The sequence below is a fragment of the Tardiphaga sp. P9-11 genome (assembly GCF_008329525.1).
In the GTDB taxonomy this organism is placed as follows: domain Bacteria; phylum Pseudomonadota; class Alphaproteobacteria; order Rhizobiales; family Xanthobacteraceae; genus Tardiphaga.
Genome location: NZ_NPKQ01000002.1, coordinates 798,544 through 822,406, shown reverse-complemented (window position 1 = coordinate 822,406; position 23,863 = coordinate 798,544). Strand labels below are relative to the sequence as shown.

General features: G+C 61.9%; 17 protein-coding genes. 7 read left to right on the top strand and 10 right to left on the bottom strand.

Annotated elements, in window-relative coordinates:
• Positions 1-178: 178 nt before the first annotated feature.
• On the top strand, positions 179-1,870 hold the full coding sequence (ybaL, locus tag CIW50_RS10305; RefSeq protein ID WP_149531122.1) for a YbaL family putative K(+) efflux transporter: 1,692 nt from the start codon (positions 179-181) through the stop codon (positions 1,868-1,870).
• Between the two features lie 19 nt (positions 1,871-1,889).
• On the opposite strand, the gene CIW50_RS10300 is transcribed toward ybaL, so the two are convergent.
• From CIW50_RS10300 to CIW50_RS10275, 6 genes are all read right to left on the bottom strand, one after another.
• Positions 1,890-2,594 (bottom strand): SDR family oxidoreductase, encoded by a 705-nt coding sequence (locus CIW50_RS10300; RefSeq protein ID WP_149531121.1) that lies wholly within the window; start codon positions 2,592-2,594, stop codon positions 1,890-1,892.
• A gap of 139 nt (positions 2,595-2,733) precedes the next feature.
• On the bottom strand, positions 2,734-3,261 hold the full coding sequence (locus tag CIW50_RS10295; protein WP_149531120.1) for a DUF3455 domain-containing protein: 528 nt from the start codon (positions 3,259-3,261) through the stop codon (positions 2,734-2,736).
• A gap of 45 nt (positions 3,262-3,306) precedes the next feature.
• The gene (locus CIW50_RS10290; RefSeq protein ID WP_149531119.1) at positions 3,307-5,373 is read right to left on the bottom strand and encodes a prolyl oligopeptidase family serine peptidase; all 2,067 of its coding nucleotides are present in this window, start codon (positions 5,371-5,373) and stop codon (positions 3,307-3,309) included.
• A gap of 93 nt (positions 5,374-5,466) precedes the next feature.
• Entirely contained in the window at positions 5,467-6,681 is a 1,215-nt protein-coding gene (locus CIW50_RS10285) for an NADP-dependent isocitrate dehydrogenase (protein WP_149531118.1), read from the bottom strand.
• 197 nt (positions 6,682-6,878) lie between these two features.
• The gene (locus CIW50_RS10280; protein ID WP_149531117.1) at positions 6,879-8,603 is read right to left on the bottom strand and encodes a carbamoyltransferase C-terminal domain-containing protein; all 1,725 of its coding nucleotides are present in this window, start codon (positions 8,601-8,603) and stop codon (positions 6,879-6,881) included.
• Between the two features lie 234 nt (positions 8,604-8,837).
• The gene (locus CIW50_RS10275) at positions 8,838-10,568 is read right to left on the bottom strand and encodes an alpha/beta hydrolase (RefSeq protein ID WP_149531116.1); all 1,731 of its coding nucleotides are present in this window, start codon (positions 10,566-10,568) and stop codon (positions 8,838-8,840) included.
• Positions 10,569-10,856: 288 nt separating this feature from the next.
• Between CIW50_RS10275 and CIW50_RS10270 the strand changes: the two genes are divergently transcribed.
• Positions 10,857-12,071, top strand: coding sequence for a TrmJ/YjtD family RNA methyltransferase (locus CIW50_RS10270; protein WP_149531115.1), 1,215 nt, complete (start codon positions 10,857-10,859; stop codon positions 12,069-12,071).
• Between the two features lie 140 nt (positions 12,072-12,211).
• Entirely contained in the window at positions 12,212-13,030 is an 819-nt protein-coding gene (locus CIW50_RS10265) for an isocitrate lyase/PEP mutase family protein (RefSeq protein WP_149531114.1), read from the top strand.
• Between the two features lie 245 nt (positions 13,031-13,275).
• Here the strand turns inward: CIW50_RS10265 and CIW50_RS10260 are convergent, their stop codons facing one another.
• The 4 genes from CIW50_RS10260 to CIW50_RS10245 form a co-directional block, all read right to left on the bottom strand.
• Positions 13,276-14,244: a hypothetical protein gene (locus tag CIW50_RS10260; RefSeq protein ID WP_149531113.1), complete on the bottom strand. Its 969-nt coding sequence runs from the start codon at positions 14,242-14,244 to the stop codon at positions 13,276-13,278.
• Positions 14,241-16,796, bottom strand: coding sequence for a hypothetical protein (locus tag CIW50_RS10255; protein WP_149531112.1), 2,556 nt, complete (start codon positions 16,794-16,796; stop codon positions 14,241-14,243). Before CIW50_RS10255 ends, CIW50_RS10260 begins: the two co-directional genes overlap by 4 nt.
• Positions 16,797-17,098: 302 nt before the next feature.
• Positions 17,099-17,806, bottom strand: coding sequence for a hypothetical protein (locus CIW50_RS10250; protein WP_149531111.1), 708 nt, complete (start codon positions 17,804-17,806; stop codon positions 17,099-17,101).
• Positions 17,807-18,065: 259 nt separating this feature from the next.
• Positions 18,066-19,970 carry a sigma 54-interacting transcriptional regulator gene (locus CIW50_RS10245; RefSeq protein WP_149531110.1) on the bottom strand — a complete coding sequence of 635 codons (1,905 nt, stop codon included), beginning with the start codon at positions 19,968-19,970 and terminating at the stop codon, positions 18,066-18,068.
• Positions 19,971-20,136: 166 nt separating this feature from the next.
• Here CIW50_RS10245 and CIW50_RS10240 point away from each other — a divergent pair, with 166 nt between their 5' ends.
• The 4 genes from CIW50_RS10240 to cynS all read left to right on the top strand — a co-directional run bounded on the left by CIW50_RS10240 (position 20,137) and on the right by cynS (position 23,837).
• Positions 20,137-21,519: a CmpA/NrtA family ABC transporter substrate-binding protein gene (locus CIW50_RS10240; RefSeq protein ID WP_149531109.1), complete on the top strand. Its 1,383-nt coding sequence runs from the start codon at positions 20,137-20,139 to the stop codon at positions 21,517-21,519.
• A gap of 65 nt (positions 21,520-21,584) precedes the next feature.
• Positions 21,585-22,424 (top strand): nitrate ABC transporter permease, encoded by an 840-nt coding sequence (gene ntrB / locus CIW50_RS10235; RefSeq protein WP_149531108.1) that lies wholly within the window; start codon positions 21,585-21,587, stop codon positions 22,422-22,424.
• Between the two features lie 5 nt (positions 22,425-22,429).
• Positions 22,430-23,320, top strand: coding sequence for an ABC transporter ATP-binding protein (locus tag CIW50_RS10230; RefSeq protein WP_149531107.1), 891 nt, complete (start codon positions 22,430-22,432; stop codon positions 23,318-23,320).
• 28 nt (positions 23,321-23,348) lie between these two features.
• On the top strand, positions 23,349-23,837 hold the full coding sequence (cynS, locus tag CIW50_RS10225; RefSeq protein WP_149531106.1) for a cyanase: 489 nt from the start codon (positions 23,349-23,351) through the stop codon (positions 23,835-23,837).
• The last annotated feature ends 26 nt before the right edge of the window (positions 23,838-23,863 follow it).

The window sequence follows — 23,863 nt, the reverse complement described above, 5'->3', positions numbered from 1 at the left end:
CGTCTCTGTCGCCAATACGTCATCATTGCGAGTGCAGCGATGCAGTCCAGTACCACACCTAAGAACTGGATTGCTTTGTCGCAAGCGCTCCTTGCTCTGATGGTGCACGTTTTTGCTGCGACTATGAGTAGCCTTTAACAAGGGTGGCATCCCAAGTTCCGATGCGGCAAAATGCGGCATGGATCATAACACCCCCCTTATGTCGACCGTCGTCGTCGGCCTCGTGCTCGCTTTCATTCTTGGTTTGGTTGCGCAGCGTATTCGCGTGTCACCGCTGGTTGGCTATCTCGTCGCCGGTGTGCTGATGGGCCCGTTTACACCCGGTTATGTGGCGGACCAGAACATCGCCAATGAGCTCGCCGAGATCGGCATCATCCTGCTGATGTTCGGTGTCGGCCTGCATTTCTCAATGAAGGATCTGCTGTCGGTCAAGAATATCGCGATCCCCGGCGCCATCGTGCAGATTTTAGTGGCGACCTTGCTGGGTATCGGTCTTGGCGAGGCGCTGGGCTGGAGTTTCGGCGGCGGGCTGGTGTTCGGTCTGGCCCTGTCGGTAGCTTCCACCGTGGTGCTACTTCGCGCGCTGCAGGAGCGCCGGCTGGTCGATAGCGAGCGTGGCCGCATCGCGATCGGGTGGCTGATCGTCGAAGACCTGGCGATGGTGCTGACGCTGGTGCTGCTGCCCGCGATTGCGGGACTGCTGAAAGGCGAGGGCAACGGCGCAAGTTTATCGTCGCTGGCGATGCCGGTGCTGATCACGCTCGGCAAGGTCGCGGGCTTCATCATCTTCATGTTGGTGGTCGGCCGCCGCGTCATTCCGATGTTGTTGCATTATGTGGCGCATACCGGCTCGCGCGAGCTGTTCAGGCTGGCGGTCTTCGCGATTTCGCTCGGTGTCGCCTTCGGTGCGGCCATCGTGTTCGACGTGTCGTTCGCGCTCGGTGCGTTCTTCGCGGGCATGATCCTCAGCGAGTCCGAACTCAGCCAGCGCGCTGCCAATGAGACGCTGCCGCTGCGCGATGCGTTCGCGGTATTGTTCTTCGTGTCGGTCGGCATGCTGGTTGATCCGGCGATCATCCTGCGTGAGCCGCTGCCGCTGCTGGCCACGGTGTTCATCATCCTGTTCGGCAAATCCATCGCGGCTTTCGGCATCGTCCGGCTGTTCGGCTATCCGAATTCCACCGCGCTGACGATTTCGGCGTCGCTGGCGCAGATCGGCGAATTCTCCTTCATCCTCGTCAGCCTCGGCGTTGGTCTTGGCCTGTTGCCGGATCGCGGCCGCGATCTGGTGCTCGCAGGCGCCATCATCTCGATCATGCTCAACCCGTTGTTCTTTGCGCTGCTCGATCGCGTGTTGGCCGATAGCGATGCCAAGGCTGCGAAAGCGGCCGATGCTGCAGCGGCTGACAAGAAAGAGAAAGCCGCCCCACGCGTGCCGCTGCCGGAAACCAAGCTCATCGATCACGTCGTGCTGGTTGGTCACGGCCGTGTCGGCAGCGTGGTGAGCAGGGCGCTGCGCCTCAATAATACTCCGCTGCTGGTGATCGAGGACACGCCGGGCGTTGTCGAGCGACTGCAGAAGGAAGGCGTCGAGGTCATCACCGGCAATGCCGCCGCACCCGACATGCTGCAGGCTGCGAATGTGATGGGGGCCAAGGGATTGCTGGTCGCCATCCCCGATGCTTTCGAAGGCGGGCAGATCGTCTCCAAGGCGCGCGCACTGAGCGCGACGCTGCCGATCATCGCGCGCGCCCATTCTGAAGAGGAAATCGCGCATCTCAGGCATCACGGCGCCAATGTCGTGATCATGGGTGAGCAGGAAATCGCCAAGGCGATGCTCGCGCAAATTGGCGCGACGGGCGTGGCTTAGCCTCGCCGTCGCTACCGGGTCATACCGACCGTGTCATGCCGCCATCGACGCGGATGTTCTGGCCGGTGATATAGCCTCCGCCGTCCGATGCGAGGAATGCGACCGTGGCGGCTATCTCCTCGCTCTTGCCATAGCGCTGCATCGGCACGCTCTGACGCCGCTCTTCAGTGGCGGGCAGGCTGTCGATCCAGCCGGGCAGCACGTTGTTCATCCGTACATTGTCGGCAGCGAAGCTGTCCGCGAACAGTTTCGTGTAGGACGCGAGACCCGCGCGGAAAACGGCCGAGGTCGGAAACATTGGCGAGGGTTCGAATGCCCAGGCGGTGGAGATGTTGATGATCACGCCGGACTTCTGCTTCTGCATGATCGGCGTCACCAGCCGTGTCGGGCGGATCACGTTCATCAGATAGACGTCCATGCCGGTGTGCCACTGCTCGTCGGTGATATCGAGCAGCGGCGCACGCGGGCCATGGCCGGCACTGTTCACCAGCGCATCGATCCGCCCCCATTTCTCCAGTGTGCTGTCGACCAGTCGTTTCAAATCGTCGCTCGACTGGTTGGAGCCAGTCACGCCAAGGCCACCAAGTTCTTGCGCGAGCGCTTCTCCCTTGCCAGACGACGACAGGATCGCGACCTTGAATCCATCGGCTGCGAGGCGGCGGGCAGATGCCGCGCCCATGCCGCTTCCACCAGCGGTGATGATCGCGACTTTACTTGCTGACATGAGATGGTCTCCCTTGGATTTTTTGACAGGTTTGTTGCCTAGCGGCAAATCGTTCGGCGTGGAAACGCAAACCCAGCGCCTTGCTCTGTGCCTGCTTGGCATTCTCCACCGCGCCGGAGTGTCCGCCGGCGAAATGTCCTTAGCCCTTGCGCAGGAACACGTAGTCGGCCGAATAGGGCTCGCTCTGTAAAGTGCCGGCGCCGCTGCAGGTGCCGCCGAGCGTACCGCCAACGGTGTTGATGCGCTGTACCGTGGTCACGCCGCTCAACATGCCGCTGCCGCGATGCGAGGCGGTTTCGAGGCGGAGCCACGGAATGTCCTTGGCAGTGGTGCCTGGTGCGTTGCCGGTCACCTTGCCGACCACCGCGCTGCCATCGCTGTATTCCCAGTTCGGTCCGGCATAGTGCCGCCCCACGGTCTTGCCATCGGCCATCAGCGTGGCGATCGGCTCGCGGAACGTCCATGTCAGCTTTCCTGAAGCGTCGGCTTTGCACTCATAGACTTGCGCGCCTTCAGCATGCAGCTTGGCGATCTGCGTCTCGCCGGGGGCTGCAATCGCATCCGGCACCTGCGCCAAAGCAGAGAATGCGCCCGCGACACTGAGCGAGAGCGTGACAATCGTGGTCAGGATCGGGCGTTTGAAAACATGTGGCGTATTGCAGGTCATGTGAACCCTCTCTTGCTCTGGTCGGTAGTTGCTCTGTCGTTCGTTTTACGCAGCTCCAATCGTCCGCTGTAGAAACGCAAATCCCAGAGCCTGGCTCTGTGCCTGCTTGGTATTGTCGACGGCGCCGGAGTGTCCGCCTGCCACCGTCTCGTTGAACCAGACGGGATAACCGAGCTCTTCGAGCTTCGCTGCCATCTTGCGGGCATGGCCGGGATGAACGCGGTCGTCGGTGCGGTTGGTAGTGATGAAAATCGGCGGATAGGTCTTGCCGGATGCGATCAGATGATAGGGCGAGAATTTTTGGAGATAGGCCCATTCCTCCGGGATTTCTGGATCGCCGTATTCGGCGATCCAGCTCGCGCCGGCGAGCAGTTTGGTATAGCGCGCCATATCGAGCAGCGGCACGCTGCACCAGATGGCGCCGAACAGTTCCGGATAGCGCGTCAGCATGTTGCCGACCAGAAGTCCGCCATTGCTGCCGCCGTGGCAGGCGAGCTTCTGCGCCGTTGTTATGCCAGATGCAGCGAGATCCCGCGCCACACTCGCGAAGTCGTCATGGGCCACATGCTTGGTGATCTTGCGCGACGCCAGATGCCACGCCGGGCCGAACTCGCCGCCGCCGCGGATATTGGCGACTGCATAGACATGGCCGCGTTCAAGCCACAGCTTCCCGGCGATGGCCATATAGGACGGCGTCAGCGAGATTTCGAAGCCGCCGTAGCCGTAAAGCACGGTCGGCCGCGGCGGCCCGCCTGCCGACAGGTTCTTGCCGATCAGGAAGTAGGGAATTTTGGTGCCGTCCGCAGCCACTGAGTGACGCTGCTGCACCTCGATGCCATCAGGATCGAAGTTGCGCGGCGAGCTCTTCAGCGGCTCGGGCGCACTTTGGCCGTTCCACAGCGCCGTCGTGGTCGGCCTGTCGAAGCCGGTGATCGTGAGCAGCAAATCGGTCCCTAAATCCGGATCGTCTTCCCCACCAAAGTTCTGTGCCGAGATCGAAGCATTATCAGGCAGGCCGGGCAGTGGCGCTTCCTGCCAGCCAGCTTCGCTCCGTTGCAGCAGTGCGAGGCGGCCGCGGACGTTGTCGAGGATTTCGAGGACGATGCCGTGCCTCGTTTCCGTCCATGACTGCAGCGCGCGGGTCGGCGATGGGATGAACACGATCTCGAAGTCGCGCGCGCCGGACAGGAAGCGATCGAGATCGATGACGGCAAGCGCGCCAGTCGGGATGGTGAGATTGCCGACAGTCCAGTCCTGCTTCGGGCTGATCAGGAGGTCATTGGCTTCGGCCGAGATCGAAATTTCTTCCGGCAGCTCGAGGCGCAGGCGCTGTCCGGCATGCGGACCGTGCTTGCGCTGGACGAAGATATGCGAGCGCGTGAAATCCAGCGCGCGCCAGTACATCACGCCTTCATGGCCTGGTCGGCGGTTGACCCCGAACCACGCGGCGACGTCGTGCTTTTCGACCTCAAAGACGGTTTCAGCCGCAGCCAGCGGCGTACCGCGCGTCCATTTGCGTACGGTGCGGGCATAGCCGGCCTCCGTACTGTCCTCGGGCGTCTGCGCGCTGCCGAGCAGCAACGTGTCCTGATCAACCCAGCTCACCTGGGTCTTGGCCTTCGGGATGACGAAGCCGTCAGCGACGAAGCTCTTGGTCGGGATATCGAACTCACGGACCTCGATGGCGTCAGTGCCGTTGAACGACAGGCTGATCAGCGCGCGGGTCTTGTCTGGCGAACGCGCGGCACCTGCGAAAGCCCAGGAGATATCTTCAGCCTTGTTGAGCGCATCGATATCGAGCAGCACGTCCCACTTGGGCGTATCGGTCTTGTAGCTCTCCAGCGTCGTGCGGCGCCACAACCCGCGTGGATGCGCGGCGTCCTTCCAGAAATTATAGAGATGATCGCCCGACTTGCCGACGAAGGGAATGCGGTCATCGGCGTTGAGGATCGTCAGCACTGCGTCGTAATCGCGCTTGTAGCTGTCGTCGCAGAGGAAGGCGTCGGTGCGTTTGTTCTGCACCTCGACCCAGGCTACGGCCTTGTCGCCCTCGATCTCTTCGAGCCAGAGCAGCGGATCGTTGTGGCCGTCGGCGGGATTTGGTGCAGTCATGGATCACCTCGGAAACAGGTCGTCTCAAAAAGAAAGTCCGGGTGCCTGAGGCAGCCCGGACTTTCGGATGGTGTCGTCAAGAGAGGGCGGAAATCAGGCCGCCATCGCCTTGGTCAGGTTTTCCGCGACCTTGTCGAGGAAGCCTGTGGTGGAGAGCCAGCGCTGGTCGGCGCCGACCAGCAGCGCGAGATCCTTGGTCATGTAGCCGGCTTCGACGGTCTCGACGCAGACCTTCTCAAGGGTCTTGGCGAACTTGGCCAGTTCGGCATTGTTGTCGAGCTTGGCGCGGTGAGCGAGGCCCTGGGTCCAGGCGAAGATCGACGCGATGGAGTTGGTCGAGGTCTCCTTGCCCTTCTGGTGCTCGCGGTAGTGACGGGTCACCGTACCGTGGGCGGCTTCGGCTTCCACCACCTGGCCGTCCGGCGTCAGCAGCACCGAGGTCATCAGGCCGAGCGAGCCGTAGCCCTGGGCCACGGTGTCAGACTGCACGTCGCCATCGTAGTTCTTACAGGCCCAGACGTAGCCACCGGACCACTTCATCGCCGCGGCGACCATGTCGTCGATCAGGCGGTGCTCGTAGGTGATCTTCGCGGCTTCGAACTTGGTCTTGAATTCCGCGTCGAAGATCTCCTGGAAGATATCCTTGAAGCGGCCGTCATAGACCTTGAGGATGGTGTTCTTGGTCGACAGGTAGACCGGAACGCCGCGCGACAGGCCGTAGTTCAGAGACGCGCGGGCGAAGTCGCGGATCGAGTCGTCGAGGTTGTACATGGCCAGCGCGACGCCGGCGCCGGGCGACTGGAACACTTCGCGCTCGATCACGGCGCCGTCTTCGCCGACGAACTTCATCGTCAGGGTGCCCTTGCCGGGGAACTTGAAATCGGTCGCGCGGTACTGGTCGCCGAAGGCATGGCGGCCGATGATGATCGGCTTGGTCCAGCCAGGAACCAGACGCGGCACGTTCGAGCAGATGATCGGTTCGCGGAAAATCACGCCGCCGAGGATGTTGCGGATGGTGCCGTTGGGCGACTTCCACATCTGCTTGAGGTTGAATTCCTTCACGCGCGCTTCATCAGGGGTGATGGTGGCGCACTTCACGCCGACGCCGTATTTCTTGATCGCATGGGCGGCATCGATGGTGACCTGATCGTCGGTCTTATCGCGGTATTCCATCCCGAGGTCGAAATACATCAGGTTGACGTCAAGGAACGGGTTGATCAGCTTGTCCTTGATGTACTGCCAGATGATCCGGGTCATCTCGTCGCCGTCGAGTTCGACGACGGGGTTGGTTACCTTGATTTTTGCCATGGGTGATCGGGCCTTCGCGTTGCGGGAGGGGTGGTTTGCAGGGGGGCTATAGCACCGCGCAGGACCCGGCGAAAGCCGGGGCGTTATGCAGTTTCGGCCAATTTTCAGCCCAAAACGCAGGCTGTTTTTGCTCAAAATGCAGCCTGCGCCGCGGTGCCCGCCACCACCTACCAGCTCACCGGCAGGCTGCCGTGCGGTTACGTCGCTTCGCGCCGGTACAGACCGCCGGTGGTCACCAGGAAGTCGATCCGCCTGTCGAGCAGCGCCCGCAGCGCTTCGTCCGGGCTGTTGACGATAGGCTCCTCGTGGACATTGAAGCTGGTGTTGACCAGCACCGGCAATCCGCTGGCCTGCGCAAACCCCTCGACGATGTCGTAATAGAGCGGATTGTCCGGCCGCGCGATCACCTGCGGCCGCGCCGATCCATCGACATGGACCACCGCAGGGATGCGGTCGCGCCATTCCGGCCTGACGTCGCAGGCGATGGTCATGTAGCGGCAGGCACGCGCATTGACGGGATTGACGTCGAACACCTCCGCAGCCCGTTCGGCGGTGATGACGGGGGCAAACGGCATGAATTCGGAACGGCTCAGCCGTTCGTTCAAAAGGTCGTGGGTGCCGCGCCGGGCCGGATTGGCGAGGATGGTCCGGGCGCCCAGCGCGCGGGGGCCATATTCCATCCGGCCGTTGAAGATCGCGCCGATCTCGCCCGCCACCAGCCGCTTCACCGCGCCATCGACCGGCGCCTCATCCACGCGCTCAATCCCCGGGGTGGCTGCGATGCCGGCGTCGAGCCCTGCCTGAAAATCGCGGCCGAGATAGACATCTCCGAGATCGCGGCGGCGGTCGAGCCATGGCACCAGGCCGTCGCGCTGCATCAGATAGGACAGCGCACCGCCGATCGGCAGGCCGTCGTCGCCCATCGCCGGGAAAATGAAGAGTTCATCGATCGGCAGTTGCTCCGCGAGCAGGCGGTTGAGCTTGACGTTGGCGAACACCCCGCCGGACAGGCCGAGATGGCGCGCCGGATGCCGCTGCAAAAGGCGCTGCAGCGACAGCAGCATGGTGTCTTCCAGCACCTTCTGGATCGATGCCGCAAAATCCGCACGGCCGGCCTGTTTGGCGAGCCGGCGCATCAACGCGTTCATCTGGTGATAGCTGCGAAAGCTGGACTGGATACGTCCGTCCGGGGCGACCGAAAAATACCCGGCGATCGTCCTGGCCACGGTTGGTTGTCCCATGGCCGCGAGCCCGGTCAGCTTTCCCTCGTGGCGGTTGGGGCGAAATCCGAGCGACTTGGTCGCCGCGCTATAGGCACGGCCAAGGCTATCGACGGGATTGGGCAGGAACAGACAATCGTCGTCGCCATAGACCGTCGTCAGGCGGTGGTCGGCGAAGTGCCGGTAGCTGTAATTGACATTGTCGCCGCCGCCATCGGCCGTCACCAGCAGGGCATCCGGCCACGGGCTGTAGAACAAAGTGGGAAGCGCATGCGCTTCATGGTGGTTGTAAAAATGGATTGCGGCGTCGTCGCGGAAACCTCCGTCGCGCCGCCATGCCGCGGCATCGAAGACGTCCTCTGGGCGCGGTGCGCGGTAGCGATGCTGCTCGGCGCCGAGCAGCAGGCGATCCTTGCCGACCCGGCTGCGATACTGCTCGCGCAGCCAGCGCAAGCCGGCGAGGCGCGGGAAGTACGCCTTGGGAAACATCGCGCGGCTGGCGGTAACGACGTCGACATCGCGCCGCGTGGCGCCGGCGATCGACAGCGCCTCGTCGATGGCCGCATCGGGGTGAACGCTGCCATCGCTTTTGCGCCGGGTCAGTCGCTCCAGCGCAATGGCGGCCTTCAGATCGTAATCTTCGAAAACGGCGGCGGCAGCGTCATGGACGCCGGAGTGAATGCTGAGGATAAGCTGGGGCATAAAGGCTGCAAGGTCATTCCAGGGGACGGGCACATTACCCAGCCCCTGCTACGACCGGCAAATCACGAGCGCTTGGCCGGGAACTCGCATCCGGATCACGAGGCGGCAGACAGGTCGCGTCTGGCATCCGCCGGCATTCGTCTCGTCGCCGCATGAGAGCGGCACGGTCCGTGGCCTCGCGCGCAGGACCCGGCGAAAGCCGGGCCCTTATGCAGTTTCAGCCCAATTTCTGGCCTAGAATGCAGCCTGCGTCGCGGTGCCCGCCACCACGTACCATGTCACCAGCAGGCTGCAGATCAGGGCTCCCGGCAGGCTCGATCCGGTGCGCCGCCAGGTGAAGGTGGCAATCACGGCCACAATCGCCATCAGGGGCACGAACTGGATCGCCACGATGGTGTTCAGCGGCACCGAGGTGATCACCGCCGGCGCCGGGTCGATCAACTGGCCGTTCAGCCACAGCGCGCCGTACTGGATGCCCAGCAACAGCACGAAACCGAGCGCCAGCGCCGCCATATTGGTCAGATAAACCGCCGGCCGCGAGGCTGACAGCGTCGAGAAATTCCGGTGCATCACATGCAGCGCGATGACGAAGAAGGCGGTGATCGGGGCCAGATAGATCAGCGCCATAACAGCCTGTTTGCCGTTCATCAGCTTCAGCGCCACGATCCAGAACCGGAAATCGACCGTGAAGATCAGACCGGCCAGCCACAGCGCCAGATAGCCTGCGGCCACGGTGGCCAGTGCGATGGCGAGCGACAGGCCGACGATGCCGCGGCGGCTGGCGCGTTTCGGCGCGAACGGCATCAACACCAGCGCGATGGCGGCGTTGATCAGGGCCCAGACGGCGATCTGGTTGGTGATCGCCTGCGGCAGCCAGGGCTGCGCCTTGACCCAATTCCCGGCCAGCGTGAAGGCGGGATAATAAGTGAGGGCCGGGATCAGCACCGACAGGGCGAGGGCGCCGAGCCAGCGGCCGCGATTGACCGGCACCTCCAGCGGCTTCGAACCGTCAGCCGGCTCCGGCAGGATCAGCCGGGCGAACATCCGGGCCTCCAGCAACCCGTCGAACATGCCGATCAGGAAGGCGACGAAACCGAGCAGCGCGATGCCGGTGCCGATCTCCTTGCGGAACCAGATCTGGTCACCCGCCGGCAGCGGCGTGCCGCCGGTCAGCGTCTTGCCGAACCAGTCCAGCGCGTAGCCGATCGCCTCATGGGAGATGTGCTCGGCGGGATGGGTGAGGGCCGGGGTATAGAGCACCCGGGCGGTGCCGGCGGTGAGGTCGCCATAGACCTTGCCCGGTTCGACCGCCGCATTCGTGCCGAACAGCGCCCACAGCTTCGGGCTGCTGACGGTGTCGCGGGCCTTCGGGACGCCCCACATCAGGGTCGAGAATTCCTCGTATTTGGCGAACACCAGTGCGAGGTTGCGCGGCCAGGTGGGGGTGCCGTCGGCGGCGAAGGGTTTGCCGGTGGAGGAGCCTTCGAGCACCATGGCCTTGTAATCGTTCGGCATGGCGGTGGCCGCGGCGAGCACGGTCCAGCCACCCATCGAGTGGCCCTCGAGCCCGATATTGGTCTTGTCCACGATGTCCAGGCTGCGGAGCTTGGCGAGGCCATCCGGTCCGCCGAACCCGTTGGAGAATGCCGGGCCGTCGCTATAGCCGTGGCCGGTCTGGTCCAGCGCCAGCACCACATAGCCGCGACGGGCGAATTCGATGGCGAAGCCGTCCTGGGTCTCGCGGGAATTGATATAGCCGTGGACCGCCAAAATGCCCGGCGCCGGGGTCTGCGCGGTGGCATTCGGCGGGGTGTAGAGCAGGGCGCTCATGGTGTTGCCCTTGGCGCCCTTGAAGCGGATGTCCTCGACCTTGATGCCGCCCGAGGTCTGCGTCAGATGCGCCAGCAGGCTGCCGGCGACCATCGCCACAGCGCCAACTATCGCCAATGTCCATCTTGCGCGCATCGCATTCCTCCCATAATCCCGCGTCAGCCCCACCAGCGATCGGGTTGCGGTTAGTTTCGTTTTAGCTTTGTTACTATCGCTAACCGAAAATAAAGCGAAAGCAAACGGGCTGCATGAGCGCTCGGACCGGTTTTAGGGGAAATCTCACAAGATCCCGCCAAACCCTTCGTTCCGCTCGCGAAAATGCCGTGGCTCAAGAAAGACCGGTAACGCCCGGATGAGGTGTTGAATCAAAACCTTCAGCGGTTGATTCAACACCTTCAGAGATTGAATCAGAAAGTGAAGTGTATGTCCGGTTCAGGCACCGACTCCACCAAAGCCCATACCGACCTGGTCGGCCCCGTCGTCATCCTGGTCGAGCCGCAGCTCGGCGAGAATATCGGCATGTGTGCGCGGGCCATGGGCAATTTCGGCCTGACCCGGCTGCGCATCGTCAATCCGCGCGACGGCTGGCCGAACGTCCATGCCCGCCGGGCGGCGTCGGGCGCCGACCATATCCTCGACAAGGTCGAGCTGTTCGACACCGTCGAGCAGGCGGTCGCCGACTGCACGCTGCTGTTCGCCACCACCGCCCGCGCCCATGACCAGGCCAAGCCGGTGGTCGCCCCCGAGGCCGCCGCCGCCGAGACCATCGCCCATGTCGCCAGTGGTGCCACCGCCGGCATCCTGTTCGGCCGCGAGCGCTACGGGCTGCAGAACGAGGAGGTCGCGCTCGCCAACCGGATCATCACCTTCCCGGTCAATCCCGCTTTTGCCTCGCTTAACCTCGCCCAGGCGGTGCTCCTGTGCGGCTACGAATGGTTCAAGCAGGCGACGGCGAACGCGCTGCCCTATGCCATGCCGGAGCGCTCCGAGCCGGCCTCCCAGCACCAGATGAGTGCGTTTTTCGACAACCTCGTCGGCGAGCTCGACAAGGTCGAGTTCCTGCGCCCGCCGGAAAAGCGCGACACCATGCTGGTCAACCTGCGCAACATCTTCACCCGGATGGAGCCGACCAAGCAGGACATGCACACGCTGCACGGCGTGGTGATGGCCATCGCGGAAGGGCGCAAGGGCCCGGCCAAGGGCGGCGTGCTCGACGGCGAACAGGCCACCCGGCTGCGGGCGCTCTTGGCCGAACATGGACAGGGCGCGCAGGCGCATGAGAGCGGCACGGTGCGCGGTCTCGCGCGCATGCTCCGCCGCAACCCGACCGATGCCGAGCGCCTGTTGTGGGACCAGCTCCGCGCCGACCGCCGCTTCGCCGGCCAGTTCAAGCGCCAGACCCCGGTCGGCCGCCACATCCCGGATTTCGTTTCGTTCCCCGAGCGCATCGCCATCGAGCTGGTCAACGCCGGCGAGACCGAGGTGATTGTCAGCGACCGCGCGGCCCGTCAGACCTGGCTGCAGGAGCGCGGCTACCGCGTCATCGCGATGCGGGCGGACGATGTGACCCGGGACATTGCGGCGGAGCTCGATCGGCTTGAGGCGTTGCTGGCCAGCGGGATGCCGGGGCAGGGCTGATCTGAACAAGGATGACCTGAAATCGGGTGGCGCTTCCGCCTTCGCTCTGCGAGCTACGGCGGACAAGCCGCTTGATCCGGGCTACGAACGATGTGACCAGCCGCGATCAACGCGGCGGTCGAAACAAAGCGAGACGATGAATGACCATCTCCACCGCCGAGAAGCGCGCGAACTTCCGCAAGCTCCACGAGTCCGGCTGCTTCGTGCTGCCCAACCCCTGGGATGTCGGCAGCGCCCGCTATCTCGCGCATCTCGGCTTCAAGGCGCTGGCCTCGACGTCAGCCGGCTATGCCTGGTCCACCGGCCGTCCCGATAACAAGGTCACGGCAGACGATGTCATCGAACACCTCGCGCTGCTTTCCGCCGCCACCGATCTCCCCGTCAATGCCGATTTCGAGGCCGGCTTTGCCGATGACCCCGCAGGCGTCGCGGCCAATGTCGCCCGCGCGGTCAAAAGTGGAATCGCTGGCCTGTCCATCGAGAACTCCACCGGCAAGGCCGACAAGCCGCTCTATGACGACGCGCTCGCCGTCGAGCGCATCAAGGCCGCCCGCGCCGCCATCGTTTCAGTCGATCCCGCGGTGATGCTGGTCGCGCGCTGCGAAGGTTTTCTGCATGGCGAGCGCAACCTGACAAAGACCACGGCGCGGCTCGTCGCCTTCGCGGAGGCCGGCGCCGATTGCCTCTATGCGCCAGGCGTCGCCACCGACGAGGAGATCACCACGCTGGTGAAGGCGCTCGGCGGCAAGCCGCTCAATGTCCTCACCGTGCAGCCGACCATGACCGTGCAGCATCTCGCCAGTCTCGGCGTCCGCCGCATCAGCGTCGGCGGCGCGCTGGCGCGCGTCGCCTGGGCCGGCTTCATGCAGGCCTCGCAGGAGATCGCCGGGCAGGGAACGTTCACAGCCTTTGCGCAGGGCGCGAAGGGCGGGGAGCTGAACAAGCTGCTTGGTGCGTAGCGAAATTCCGGTCAGTCCCCGACCGCCACTTGACGTGCTAAGGGCGTGCGCGGCTCTTTGCGCGCGAAGCTCAACCACTCCAGTGGGAGCGGGTTGGAGTCCCTGTGACTGACTGAGTAGAGCCTCACAATGCGGGCGAATTGTTCGATCGCTCGAAATCCGAGAGTTTGACGCTCGGATGCTCGCACCTGCTGGCGTGTGGGTATGATGCGAGGATCCGTCAAATGCGGATCTACGCGGGACAATCAATCAGTGTCTTCAAACGCTTTTGCGTACGGAACGCTGCCTTCAGACATCGCGCCACGTAGCTTGAGGATATCAGCAGCTGTCTGCAAGCCAACTACGTGAATCTTTGCAACGAGATTCAATCGCTCAAAAAGAGCATTAAGTTGATCGATGATGTGCTCGCGGAGAACTGCCTGAGACCATCTGAAAGTCATGATTCGATAGAGCAGTGCGAACTCAGTGCGCTTCTCTAATGTGGTGTCACGACCACTCCAGCCCCATGTTCGCGTAACACGATCTCGATAAATATCGATCTGCCGTCTGTACTCTGAAAAGTCGAAAGAGGGTTGCGTATGCATGCGCCCGCTGTGCAGGTCGCTTTGCCAGAAGTCGGGTGCGGTCCAATTAAACCGAGCAAGTTGGCGCAACGTGCGTCGATATCCACGGTGTCCGCCGAATTCTTTAGGCATAGATACTAGCCAGATGCTGTCGCGCGGAAGGACAATTATAGATCTCCCCCAGTGCCGCCGATCGGCCCTCGGTACGATTTGAAGATAGTGTTTTGGCATCCGAACGAGCCTGCGCGCGGTAAATGGACTAAGCGCGAACTTGATCTCGCTATGTTCGTCGTCGGATCGCCAGATTTCGTAAGGCACCATTCCGTGCCAAGCCAACTCCTGAGCCACCTCGCGGATGGCATCAGATATCGTCTCTTGTGTATCGCCGTATCCGCTATCGCGACTTAGAGACTCTAAGACAGACAAGGCGTCGGACACATTAGTAGCTGTGCCGTCGATCCCTATTTTTAGCTCTGCATTTCGTGAGCTGCGATACGGCATCACTCCTAGGGGAATGTCTTGCGTAAACATCGAAACTAGCGGGTTTTCCGTTAAGGGGCTGAGGGTTTCTCGCAGGCTTCCGAAATGACGTGCCGCCCGATAGTGGGGGCGTCTTGGGAGCGTGTCTGGTTCTTCAGGTGAAGCGGTCAAGATACGGTATCCTCGCGACCAGTGTCCGCCGTGCGAGATTGAGTGCGTTGGATCTCCCTTGCAAGCGACCTAGAAAGATCGCGTCGAGTCGTGAATTTTACGCTGTCTCCGTCGCCTCGTTTGCGAACTAGCGTTTCGATGAAGATATCGATCCCGTTATACAGCGACATAAGCTGATCTGTGGCCAAAACGCGTACCAGCGGGCTCTTGTGTACTGCAACGGTGCGCGAAACGACAAAACTCCCGCGATCCGCTATCGATTCTCTTGGAAGCTCGCGGAGCAAATGTGCGACCTGTTGGCCCCACTGAGTTCTTATTATGCTTCGATGTGCAATTTCGAATGCTGAATTGGTGATGGAAATCGACGCTGCCAAGAGCGGCAATAAATCGTGGCCTTCAGCTTTGCGCCTGTCCAAGAAATTGTTCCATGTCTCGAAGATGAGTGCAGCGAGAGTGGGATTGTCGTGATATTCGGATAGCAAAAGCCCGTACCCGCTTAGACTCATTAGGTCCAAAATTGGCGCTATCGACACCTTTATGGTAGCCGCGTTTTGCGTTGTGCTCACATCAGCTATGTCGAGGCTGATTTGTTCTCGTTGGATAAAGCTCGCGATAAAAAAGTTAGCAAAAACTTCCCTGACATGGTTGTGGTCGTTCTTCAAAAAGGCTTCGATCAGGCTCTCGCCAACCGTATGAAGGAATTGACCGGCAAAGTCGGGGTAAGATTCTTTACGATTAACTGCGATTAGTGCTGGCATGTCTTCGGCCATCCGCCGAACAACGACGCGCCGCCTCGAGCTAATCATCTCACCAATTGCGTGGAGATCGATGGCGGCCCACGGTAACCCCTCTATTCTCCGATTTGAGTTGAGCGTTGTCGATTGCTCGCGGAATGTATGAAAGTGATAATCCATTTTTGCCCAATACTCTTCTTCTCGGGTGAGTATGTTCGCGCGAACCCAGGCGAGTTTCGCTGCTGAGCAGCTGTCCATCCATCTATCAAACAGAGATTGGACATCATCAACCAGTACCGTGAGGTTGTCTTTTAGGTTCTGAACGTGAGGCTGAAGCGCTAGTTCAGCCAAATACCAATCGGGGCTTACTCGAGCGCCTTCAGCGCTCGTCTCGAATTGGATGCGAGGGTGCATCCATTCTAGCTGAGGGATAATGTGCTTCGGTACGTTGAGATTATATATGTCTGCTTTTGAGCTCCATCTGAGCCCGACGATCGTTGATGCGATCGTTTCGCGGGGCGCGCGTCTTAGCGCGTCTATATATGCCAAAAGAATGTTTACTGGCGTAGATGCGATGGCGTCGGCGATTGCGATCTGCTCGATAGGTTCGATTTCTGCGCTTCCGTTGGGAGAGGCGAAGAGTAGATCGGTGCAGGCGCTTGTGAGGTCGGTCACCCTGTCTAATGCAAGTTTGACTTCATGCTCCGAAGATAGTGTGCGCACGTAGAGGTCGAACTGATGCATTAGACGTGAAGAAAGATCGTGTCTGCTGGACTCAATGTTCTTTCGCAGGCAAGCGTGCACAATGGGTAGCAGCGTGGCTTCTACCCATTGTGGGTCGCTGACTTCCTTGGGGGGCAGTCGCCCTGATCCGCGAAATGCGAGAGATGTTTGCGAGTCTTCAGTGCGATACCAATCTGGATGGACGTATTGCTTAGGATACCATCTGCTGTCGCTTGGAATCGATTTCTTGGCCAACTGGTAGGAGCGAAGAAGGTGAAGAAACTGAGTGCATAGCGTTACAAAGGGCTGGCCGCTCAACTGGCTCTGTTTGCTTGTAATTTCGGCGAGCGTCTTCGATGTATCGAGTGCCAAGCGCGCTCTTTGATGTGCGTGGTTCTGGAATGCAGCGTCGTTCCAACGGAATTGTCCCGCTCGGATCTTGGCAAATGCGTCGTGAATGTTTTCGACTAATTCACCTGAGAGTGTTGTGGGGTCGAAGAGATAAAAGGCGCGTGCGCCAAGTTTCACGAATGCGATTACGGAAATTCCAGTGCAGGCTACGAATAGTGAGGCCGCAAACGGGTTGGGTTCAAGTCCAGCAGCACGAAATCCGAGCAATACGATGCTGGCAAATGTCGTAAACGAAAGAAAACGCATGTAGATGTTGCCGACCCGATCTTGGGCGAGCAAATCTCGGACGTTATTGGGGACATTCGAGTAGATGGCGCCAGCAATGGCGGTGGTCGCTGCATAATACAAACCAATCAGAACGCCGCCAGTTGCAGCTACAGTGCCAAGTAATGTGGCGTAGGTGTCTGGTACAATCTTTAGGCCGGTCTGAGAATAGAGATCGAGAAGCCACGGATTTATCGCTTGAAGCCCTGTGACTAGAAGAACTGCCGCCAGCAATTGCCTTGTTGTCGTTACCGCTAACTGTACAAACGTCCCTGTTCTGCTACGGCCATCGCCGAACTGCCGCCGAACATTAAAGACGCTGCGTTGCAGCAAGAATGCGAAGTGCCGAAACTTGGCTCGTAAAGTCCAGAATGCGCGCGAGCTAGCAAGTCTTAGAAAGAGAGCAGTTGGCAACATCATGCCCTTTGCGGTTCTATGTCGGAAACTGAGCGCTTTGCGGCAAAGCGATAGGGCAATGCGCGAAGTAGCTTAGCGATAAGGCTGCAACTGGAAAAGGTCTGGCGTAACTTGACCACGGATAACCGAGGCTACGGCAGAATAGATCTGCGGTTCTCTATTTCGATCGCGCCCTGGCTCTTACTGCGCACCAAGGTTGATCAAGACGGCCTATCCCGCCATGCCCTACACTCCGGCCACGCCTCGAACAAGACCGCGCGGAGTGCGACTTCGACTCATAGGAAGCATTCATCCGACCCCAGCGCCTACACCCTCCGCCGTGGCCCCCTCGGGCGCAGCGCCGGGTGGTCCCGCTCCGGCGGCGTATGCGCGTCCTCCAGCAGGGCCATCGCCTCAACGGGGATGCGGTCGATGTTGACGCCGCCGCGGCGCATCTCCTTCAGCGCCGTGCGGATCGCGGTGTCGCGGTCAATCCAGTGCTGCCCGGTGCGCGCCGGCGCATCGGGGTGGCGGCGCGGGCGGCGGTTGCCCATGGCTTGCAGCCGCGCCATCTTCGCCACCTGCATGGCCTGGATCAGCCGGTCGAGATCGACCGTGGGGCTGTTCCACAGCTCGGTGACGCAGCGCTCGGCCAGCGCCTGCAGCTTCTCGCGCAGCACGCGCAGCTTCAGCCGGCGGCCGGCGCGGGCGCCCCGCAACGTATCGCTGGCCACAGGCGCAAACGGGTGACGTTGCCAGCCGCCCTCGCGGGCCCAGCGCCCGACGGTGCTGTGGGTCGCGCCGGTCCTCGCCGCAATCTGCTTGTAGGTCAGCGTGGTCTCCTCGATCAGGCGGCGCACGGCGGCAACCGTGGCATTGGTGTGCAGCCGCTTGCAGCCCTTGGGACGCCCGCCCTGCATCGGCGGCGGTCCGCTGTCCACATCATCAGTCACCCGGAGGCGCACCACCGGGTCCGCGGAGGAGTCGATGACGCGGATGTTGGAGGGAAACAGAGGATAGGCAGGATAGCGCATGCTGACTCCCTTTAGACCGCGGTCAATCGGAAGTGGAATATATACCCATTGCGGGAGAGCGCAAGCGGGGCGTGGCAGCGGTGTTGCCACGGCTGCGGTGGCGAGCTGAGCGCGCTGTTTTCGCGCACACGAACCTCAGCCACTCCAATTGGAGTGGCGGGGAATCTCTGAGTGTTTTGCAATCGGAGTTTCAACTATCTCGGGATTCCGGGTTCGCGCGGCTTTGCCGCGCGCCCCGGAATGACGCGTGTGTGGCGGCTTACGCGCCTATCCGTCCGCGTACCCCCTCGATCCCCAACACCTTCATCCTTGACGCCAGCGTCGTCGGCTTCACGTCGAGCAGCTCTGCCGCGCCGCCGGGGCCGAACACCTTGCCGGATGTCGCGGCAAGCGCCGCGAGGATGTTGCTGCGTTCGTGATCGCGCAGTTCGGCTGAGGTCATCACCGCCGGCCGGGCGTCGGACTTCACGCGATGCGCGCCCGCGGCATGATGCGGGCCGGGCGTATCGGGCAGGTCGATCCGCAGCCGGCCGTTCTGCGCCAGGATCACCGCGCGCTCGATCACGTTCTGCAGCTCGCGCACATTGCCCGGCCAGTCGTAGCGCGACAGTTTTCGCGCATCGCCCTCGGACAGGCGCAGGTCCGACTGCAGCCGCTCGCTGAGCAGGAAATGCTGTGCCAGCAGGGGAATGTCCTCGCGGCGGTCGCGCAGCGGCACCGACTCCACGGGAAACACGTTGAGCCGGAAATACAGATCCTCGCGAAATTTTCCGCGCGCCACTTCCTGTTTCAGGTTGCGGTTGGTGGCGGCGATGACGCGGACATCGACGGCGCGCGTGCGTTCCTCGCCGATCCTCTCGAAATTGCCTTCCTGCAACACGCGGAGCAGCTTGCCCTGCAGCTCCAGCGGGATTTCGCCGACCTCGTCGAGAAACAGGGTGCCGCCATCGGCGAGTTCGAATCGGCCGATGCGGTCGCGCACAGCACCCGTGAAGGCGCCGCGGACATGGCCGAAGAATTCGCTCTCGAACAATTCGCGCGGGATCGCCGCGCAATTGACGCGGATCAGCGGCCGGTCGCGGCGGCCGGAGGCTTCGTGGATCGCGCGCGCGATCAATTCCTTGCCGGTGCCGGACTCGCCGGTGATCATCACCGCGGCCGTGGTCGGCGCGACGAGCTTGACCTGCCGCAAGGTCTTCTGGATCGCCTCGGACTGCCCGATGATGCCGCGCGGATTGGTCTCGATGCGGATTTCCTCCTGCAGATAGGCGTTTTCGAGTTCGAGCCGCTCGCGCAACCGATCGACTTCGGCCAGTGCGGCGTGCAGCTTTTCATCGGCCTCGCGGCGCTGGCTGACATCGCGAAACACGATCACGGCGCCGACCACCATGTGGCGGTCGCGGATCGGCGTGGAGGTGTATTCGACCCAGACCGGCGTGCCGTCCTTGCGCCAGAACACCTCGTTGTCGACATTGTGCACGGCGCCGTCGCGAAACGCGGCATAGATCGGGCAGTCGTGATCGGGATAGTGGCTGCCGTCGTGATGGCTGTGATGCACGATGGGGTGGATTTCCTTGCCGACGAGTTCATCAGCGGTCCAGCCCAGCATGCGCTCGGCCGCGGGATTGACGAAGGTGGTCTTGCCGTCGGCATTGACGCCGTAAATGCCTTCGCCGGCGGCGCGCAGGATCAGCTGGTTCTCGCGCTCGATATCCTGAAACACGCGCTCGACGCGCTGCCAGGCGGCAATGCCGCCGCGCATGTGATCCTCGGCGGCGGCATCGACGTGGCGACGGCGGCGCTGTTCGAGATCGCTCATGGTGAGCAGCAGCAGTGTGCGCTCGCCCTGCGGCACGAGAGAGCCGGCATATTCGAGCTGCAACGCTTCGCCGGTGGCGTGGCGCGGCGTCAGCGTGTTGGTCCAGTAGGAGCCCTTGGCCAGCACCGCCTGGGTGAACACGATGAGCGCCGGCAACTGGCCCGCATGCAGCGCGCTGATCTTGATCTGGCGCAGCAGCGCGCGGTCATAGCCGAGCAGGGTGCAGGCGGCCGGATTGGCGTCGATGATCTGGTCGGCATGCGGATCGAGCAGCAGCGTAGGCTCGACCGAATAATCGAAGGCGATGGTGCGCAAGTCGTTCGGCGGGGCCGTTGCCAAATCCATCGGCGAAACTCCGAAAAATCGTAATCATGCTACGAATTTTCGTGTAGCACGAATTTTCGTAATCGCCAATGCCGGGCCGAAATGCCTGCGGCGATTGGACATTCCGCCGGGAGCAGGGCTGGCACACTCCTTGCGTAAATGACCGGAGCGTCACCGAGGAGGTCACATGTCCACATTCGACAATCCGTTCGATCCCGCCCGCCGTTTGCGCGCCGGCGCCTGCAGCTGCGGTCAGCACGCCAGCCAGTCCGAGCATGAGGCAACCCAGTTGCAATGTGTGGTGCCGGATAGCGAAGAGAAGCGCTACGAAGGCGTCGTCGCCTCGGCCGTGATGCGTGCGGTGTTCCCGAAGGAGATCGCGCGCCGTGCTTTCCTCAAATCTGTCGGCGCGTCCAGCGCGCTGGCGGCGCTGTCGCAGTTCTTCCCGATCAAGACGGCGACCGAGGTGTTCGCGCAAGGCGCGGGCAAACTGGAAAAGACGGACCTCAAGGTCGGCTTCATTCCGATCACCTGCGCGACGCCGATCATCATGGCCGATCCGCTAGGGTTCTACGCCAAGCAGGGGCTCAAGGTCGACGTGGTGAAGACCGCCGGCTGGGCCGTCATTCGCGACAAGACCATCAACAAGGAATACGACGCCTCGCATATGCTGGCGCCGATGCCGATCGCGATCTCATTGGGTCTGGGATCGCAGCCGATCCCGTTCACGGTGCCGGCAATCGAGAACATCAATGGCCAGGGCATTACGCTCGCCATGAAGCACAAGGACAAGCGCGACCCCAAGGATTGGAAAGGCTTCAAGCTCGCGGTGCCGTTCGACTATTCGATGCACAACTACCTGTTGCGCTACTATCTCGCCGAACACGGCATCGATCCCGACGCCGACATCCAGATCCGCTCGGTGCCGCCGCCGGAAATGGTCGCCAATCTGCGCGCCGACAATATCGATGGCTTCCTCGCGCCGGACAATATCTGCCAGCGCGCGATCTATGACGGCGTCGGCTTCATGCATATCCTGTCCAAGGAAATCTGGGACGGCCATCCGTGCTGCAGCTTCGCGGCAAGCCGCGAATTCATCACCACGTCGCCGAATTCCTTCGCCGCACTGACGCGTGCGATCGTCGATGCCACCGCCTATGCGTCGAAGGCGGAGAACCGCAAGTCGATCGCGGAAGCCATCGCGCCAGCCGCCTATCTCAACGCGCCGCCGGTGGTGCTGGAGCAGGTGCTGACCGGCACCTATGCCGACGGTCTCGGCGGCATCAAGACCGATCCGAAGCGCGTCGATTTCGATCCTTTCCCGTGGCAGTCCTTCGCGGTGTGGATGATGACCCAGATGCAGCGCTGGGGTCAGATCAAGGGCGATGTCGACTACAAGGGCGTTGCCGAACAGATCTATCTCGCCACCGACACCGCCAAGGTGATGAAGGAGATGGGCCTGACGCCACCGGCGAGCGCCTACAAGTCGTTCACGGTGATGGGCAAGAGTTTCGATCCGGAGAAGCCGAAGGAATATCTGGCGAGCTTCAAGATCAGGAAGGCGACGTGAGACGCCACGCACTCCGCATGTCGTCCCCGCATTTGCGGGGACGATCGGCTGAAAGAGAATGCTAGATGATCCAATCCCTTCGCTTCCGCGCCGCGGTCGTCTCCATCGCGATCTTCCTCGCTTTCATCGGCGTGTGGCACCTCGCCACGCGGTCGACCGCGAGTGTCGGCACCATGTCGCCGGAATACGCAAAGCTGATGGGCCTCACCGCCACATCGGGTAAATCGGCGATGCCCGGCCCGCTCGATGTCGGCGCCAAATTGTGGGAGCATCTGCGGCGGCCATTCTATGACAACGGGCCGAATGACAAGGGCCTCGGCATCCAGCTCGGTTATTCGATCGGTCGCGTCGGGCTCGGCTATTTCATTGCGGTGCTGGTCGCGATTCCGCTCGGCTTCCTGATCGGCATGTCGCCGCTGATGAACAAGGCGCTTGACCCCTTCATCCAGGTGCTGAAGCCGATCTCGCCTTTGGCATGGATGCCGCTCGCGCTCTACACGATCAAGGATTCCAGCCTCTCGGCGATCTTCGTGATCTTCATCTGCTCGGTCTGGCCGATGCTCTTGAACACCGCCTTCGGCGTCGCCGCCGTGCGCAAGGAGTGGATCAATGTCGCGCGCACGCTGGAAGTCGGCACCTTCCGCCGTGCCTTCACGGTGATCCTGCCGGCGGCCGCACCAACGATCCTCACCGGCATGCGCATTTCCATCGGCATCGCGTGGCTTGTGATCGTTGCGGCTGAAATGTTGGTCGGCGGGACGGGGATCGGTTACTTCGTCTGGAACGAATGGAATAATTTATCGATCACAAATGTGATTATTGCGATCCTGATGATCGGGGTCGTCGGCATGTTGCTCGATCAAACATTAGCACGCTTCACCCGCATGGTCACGTTTCCGGAGTGATGCCGATGTCATCGACCAAATTCATCTCCATCGAGGGCATCGCCAAGCGCTATCCCGCCGCCAACGGCGGCGCGACGACGATCTTCGAGGATCTCTGGCTGTCGATGCCCTCGGGCGAGTTCGGCTGCATCATCGGCCATTCCGGCTGCGGCAAGACCACGGTACTCAATATCCTCGCCGGGCTCGACGAGCCCTCCGAAGGCACCGTGATCGTCGACGGCCAGGCGATCTCCGGCACCAGCCTCGACCGTGCGGTGATCTTCCAGTCCCACGCGCTGCTGCCGTGGCTGACTGTGATGGGCAACATCGCCTATGCGGTGTCGTCGAAATGGCGCAAGTGGGACAAGGCCAAGGTCCGCGGCCATGCGCAGACCTATATCGACAAGGTCGGCCTCACGGGCTCCGAGCACAAACGGCCGTCGGAACTGTCCGGCGGCATGAAGCAGCGCGTCGGCATTGCGCGCGCGCTGTCGATCACGCCGAAAATCATGCTGATGGACGAGCCGTTCTCGGCGCTCGACGCGCTGACACGGGGGACGCTGCAGGACGAGGTGCGGCGCGTCACGCTGGAGACCGGCCAGACCACCTTCATGATCACCCATGACGTCGACGAGGCGATGTATCTCGCCGACAAGATCTTCCTGATGACCAACGGCCCCGGCGCCGTGCTGGCGGAGATCGTCGAGAACCCGCTGCCGCGGGATCGCTCGCGCATCGATCTGCACAAGCACCCGCACTATTACGCGCTGCGCAACCACATCATCGATTTCCTGGTGACGCGCAGCAAGACGTTCACCGCCACGACGCCGAACCACGACCCGCGCCGCGTGCCGGTGGTGCGACCCCAATTCACCGAGGCGCCAACGATGCCGTCTCTCACCAGCGCGTTGCGCTAACTGACTGCCTGAGCCCAAGGAGACAACCATGCTGCGATCCGACCTCACCGAAAAGCTGCTCGACATCAAGCGCGAGAAGGAATGGACCTGGAAATATATCTGCGAGCAGATCGGCGGCTACAGCGAAGTGCTGATCGTCGGCGCCGTTCTCGGCAACATGAAGCTGACCAAGCCGCAGGCGGCCAATGCCGGCGAGCTGTTCGGCCTCACCAAGGCCGAGACCGCGATGCTCAACGAGATCCCGATGCGCGCCGAAAACGTGCAGATGCCGCCGCAGGATCCGCTGATCTATCGCTTCTACGAGATGGTGATGGTGAACGGCCCGGCCTGGAAGGCGCTGATCGAGGAGGAATTCGGCGACGGCATCATGTCGGCGATCGATTTCGACATGGTGATGCAGCGCATCGCGAACCCGAAGGGCGACCGCGTCCAGATCACGATGTCCGGCAAGTTCCTGCCGTACAAGTATTACGGGGCATCAGGCAATGTGCCGGAATATGGGTTTAAGGAGGGGTAGGAGCGCGGTCAACTACGATCCAGCGT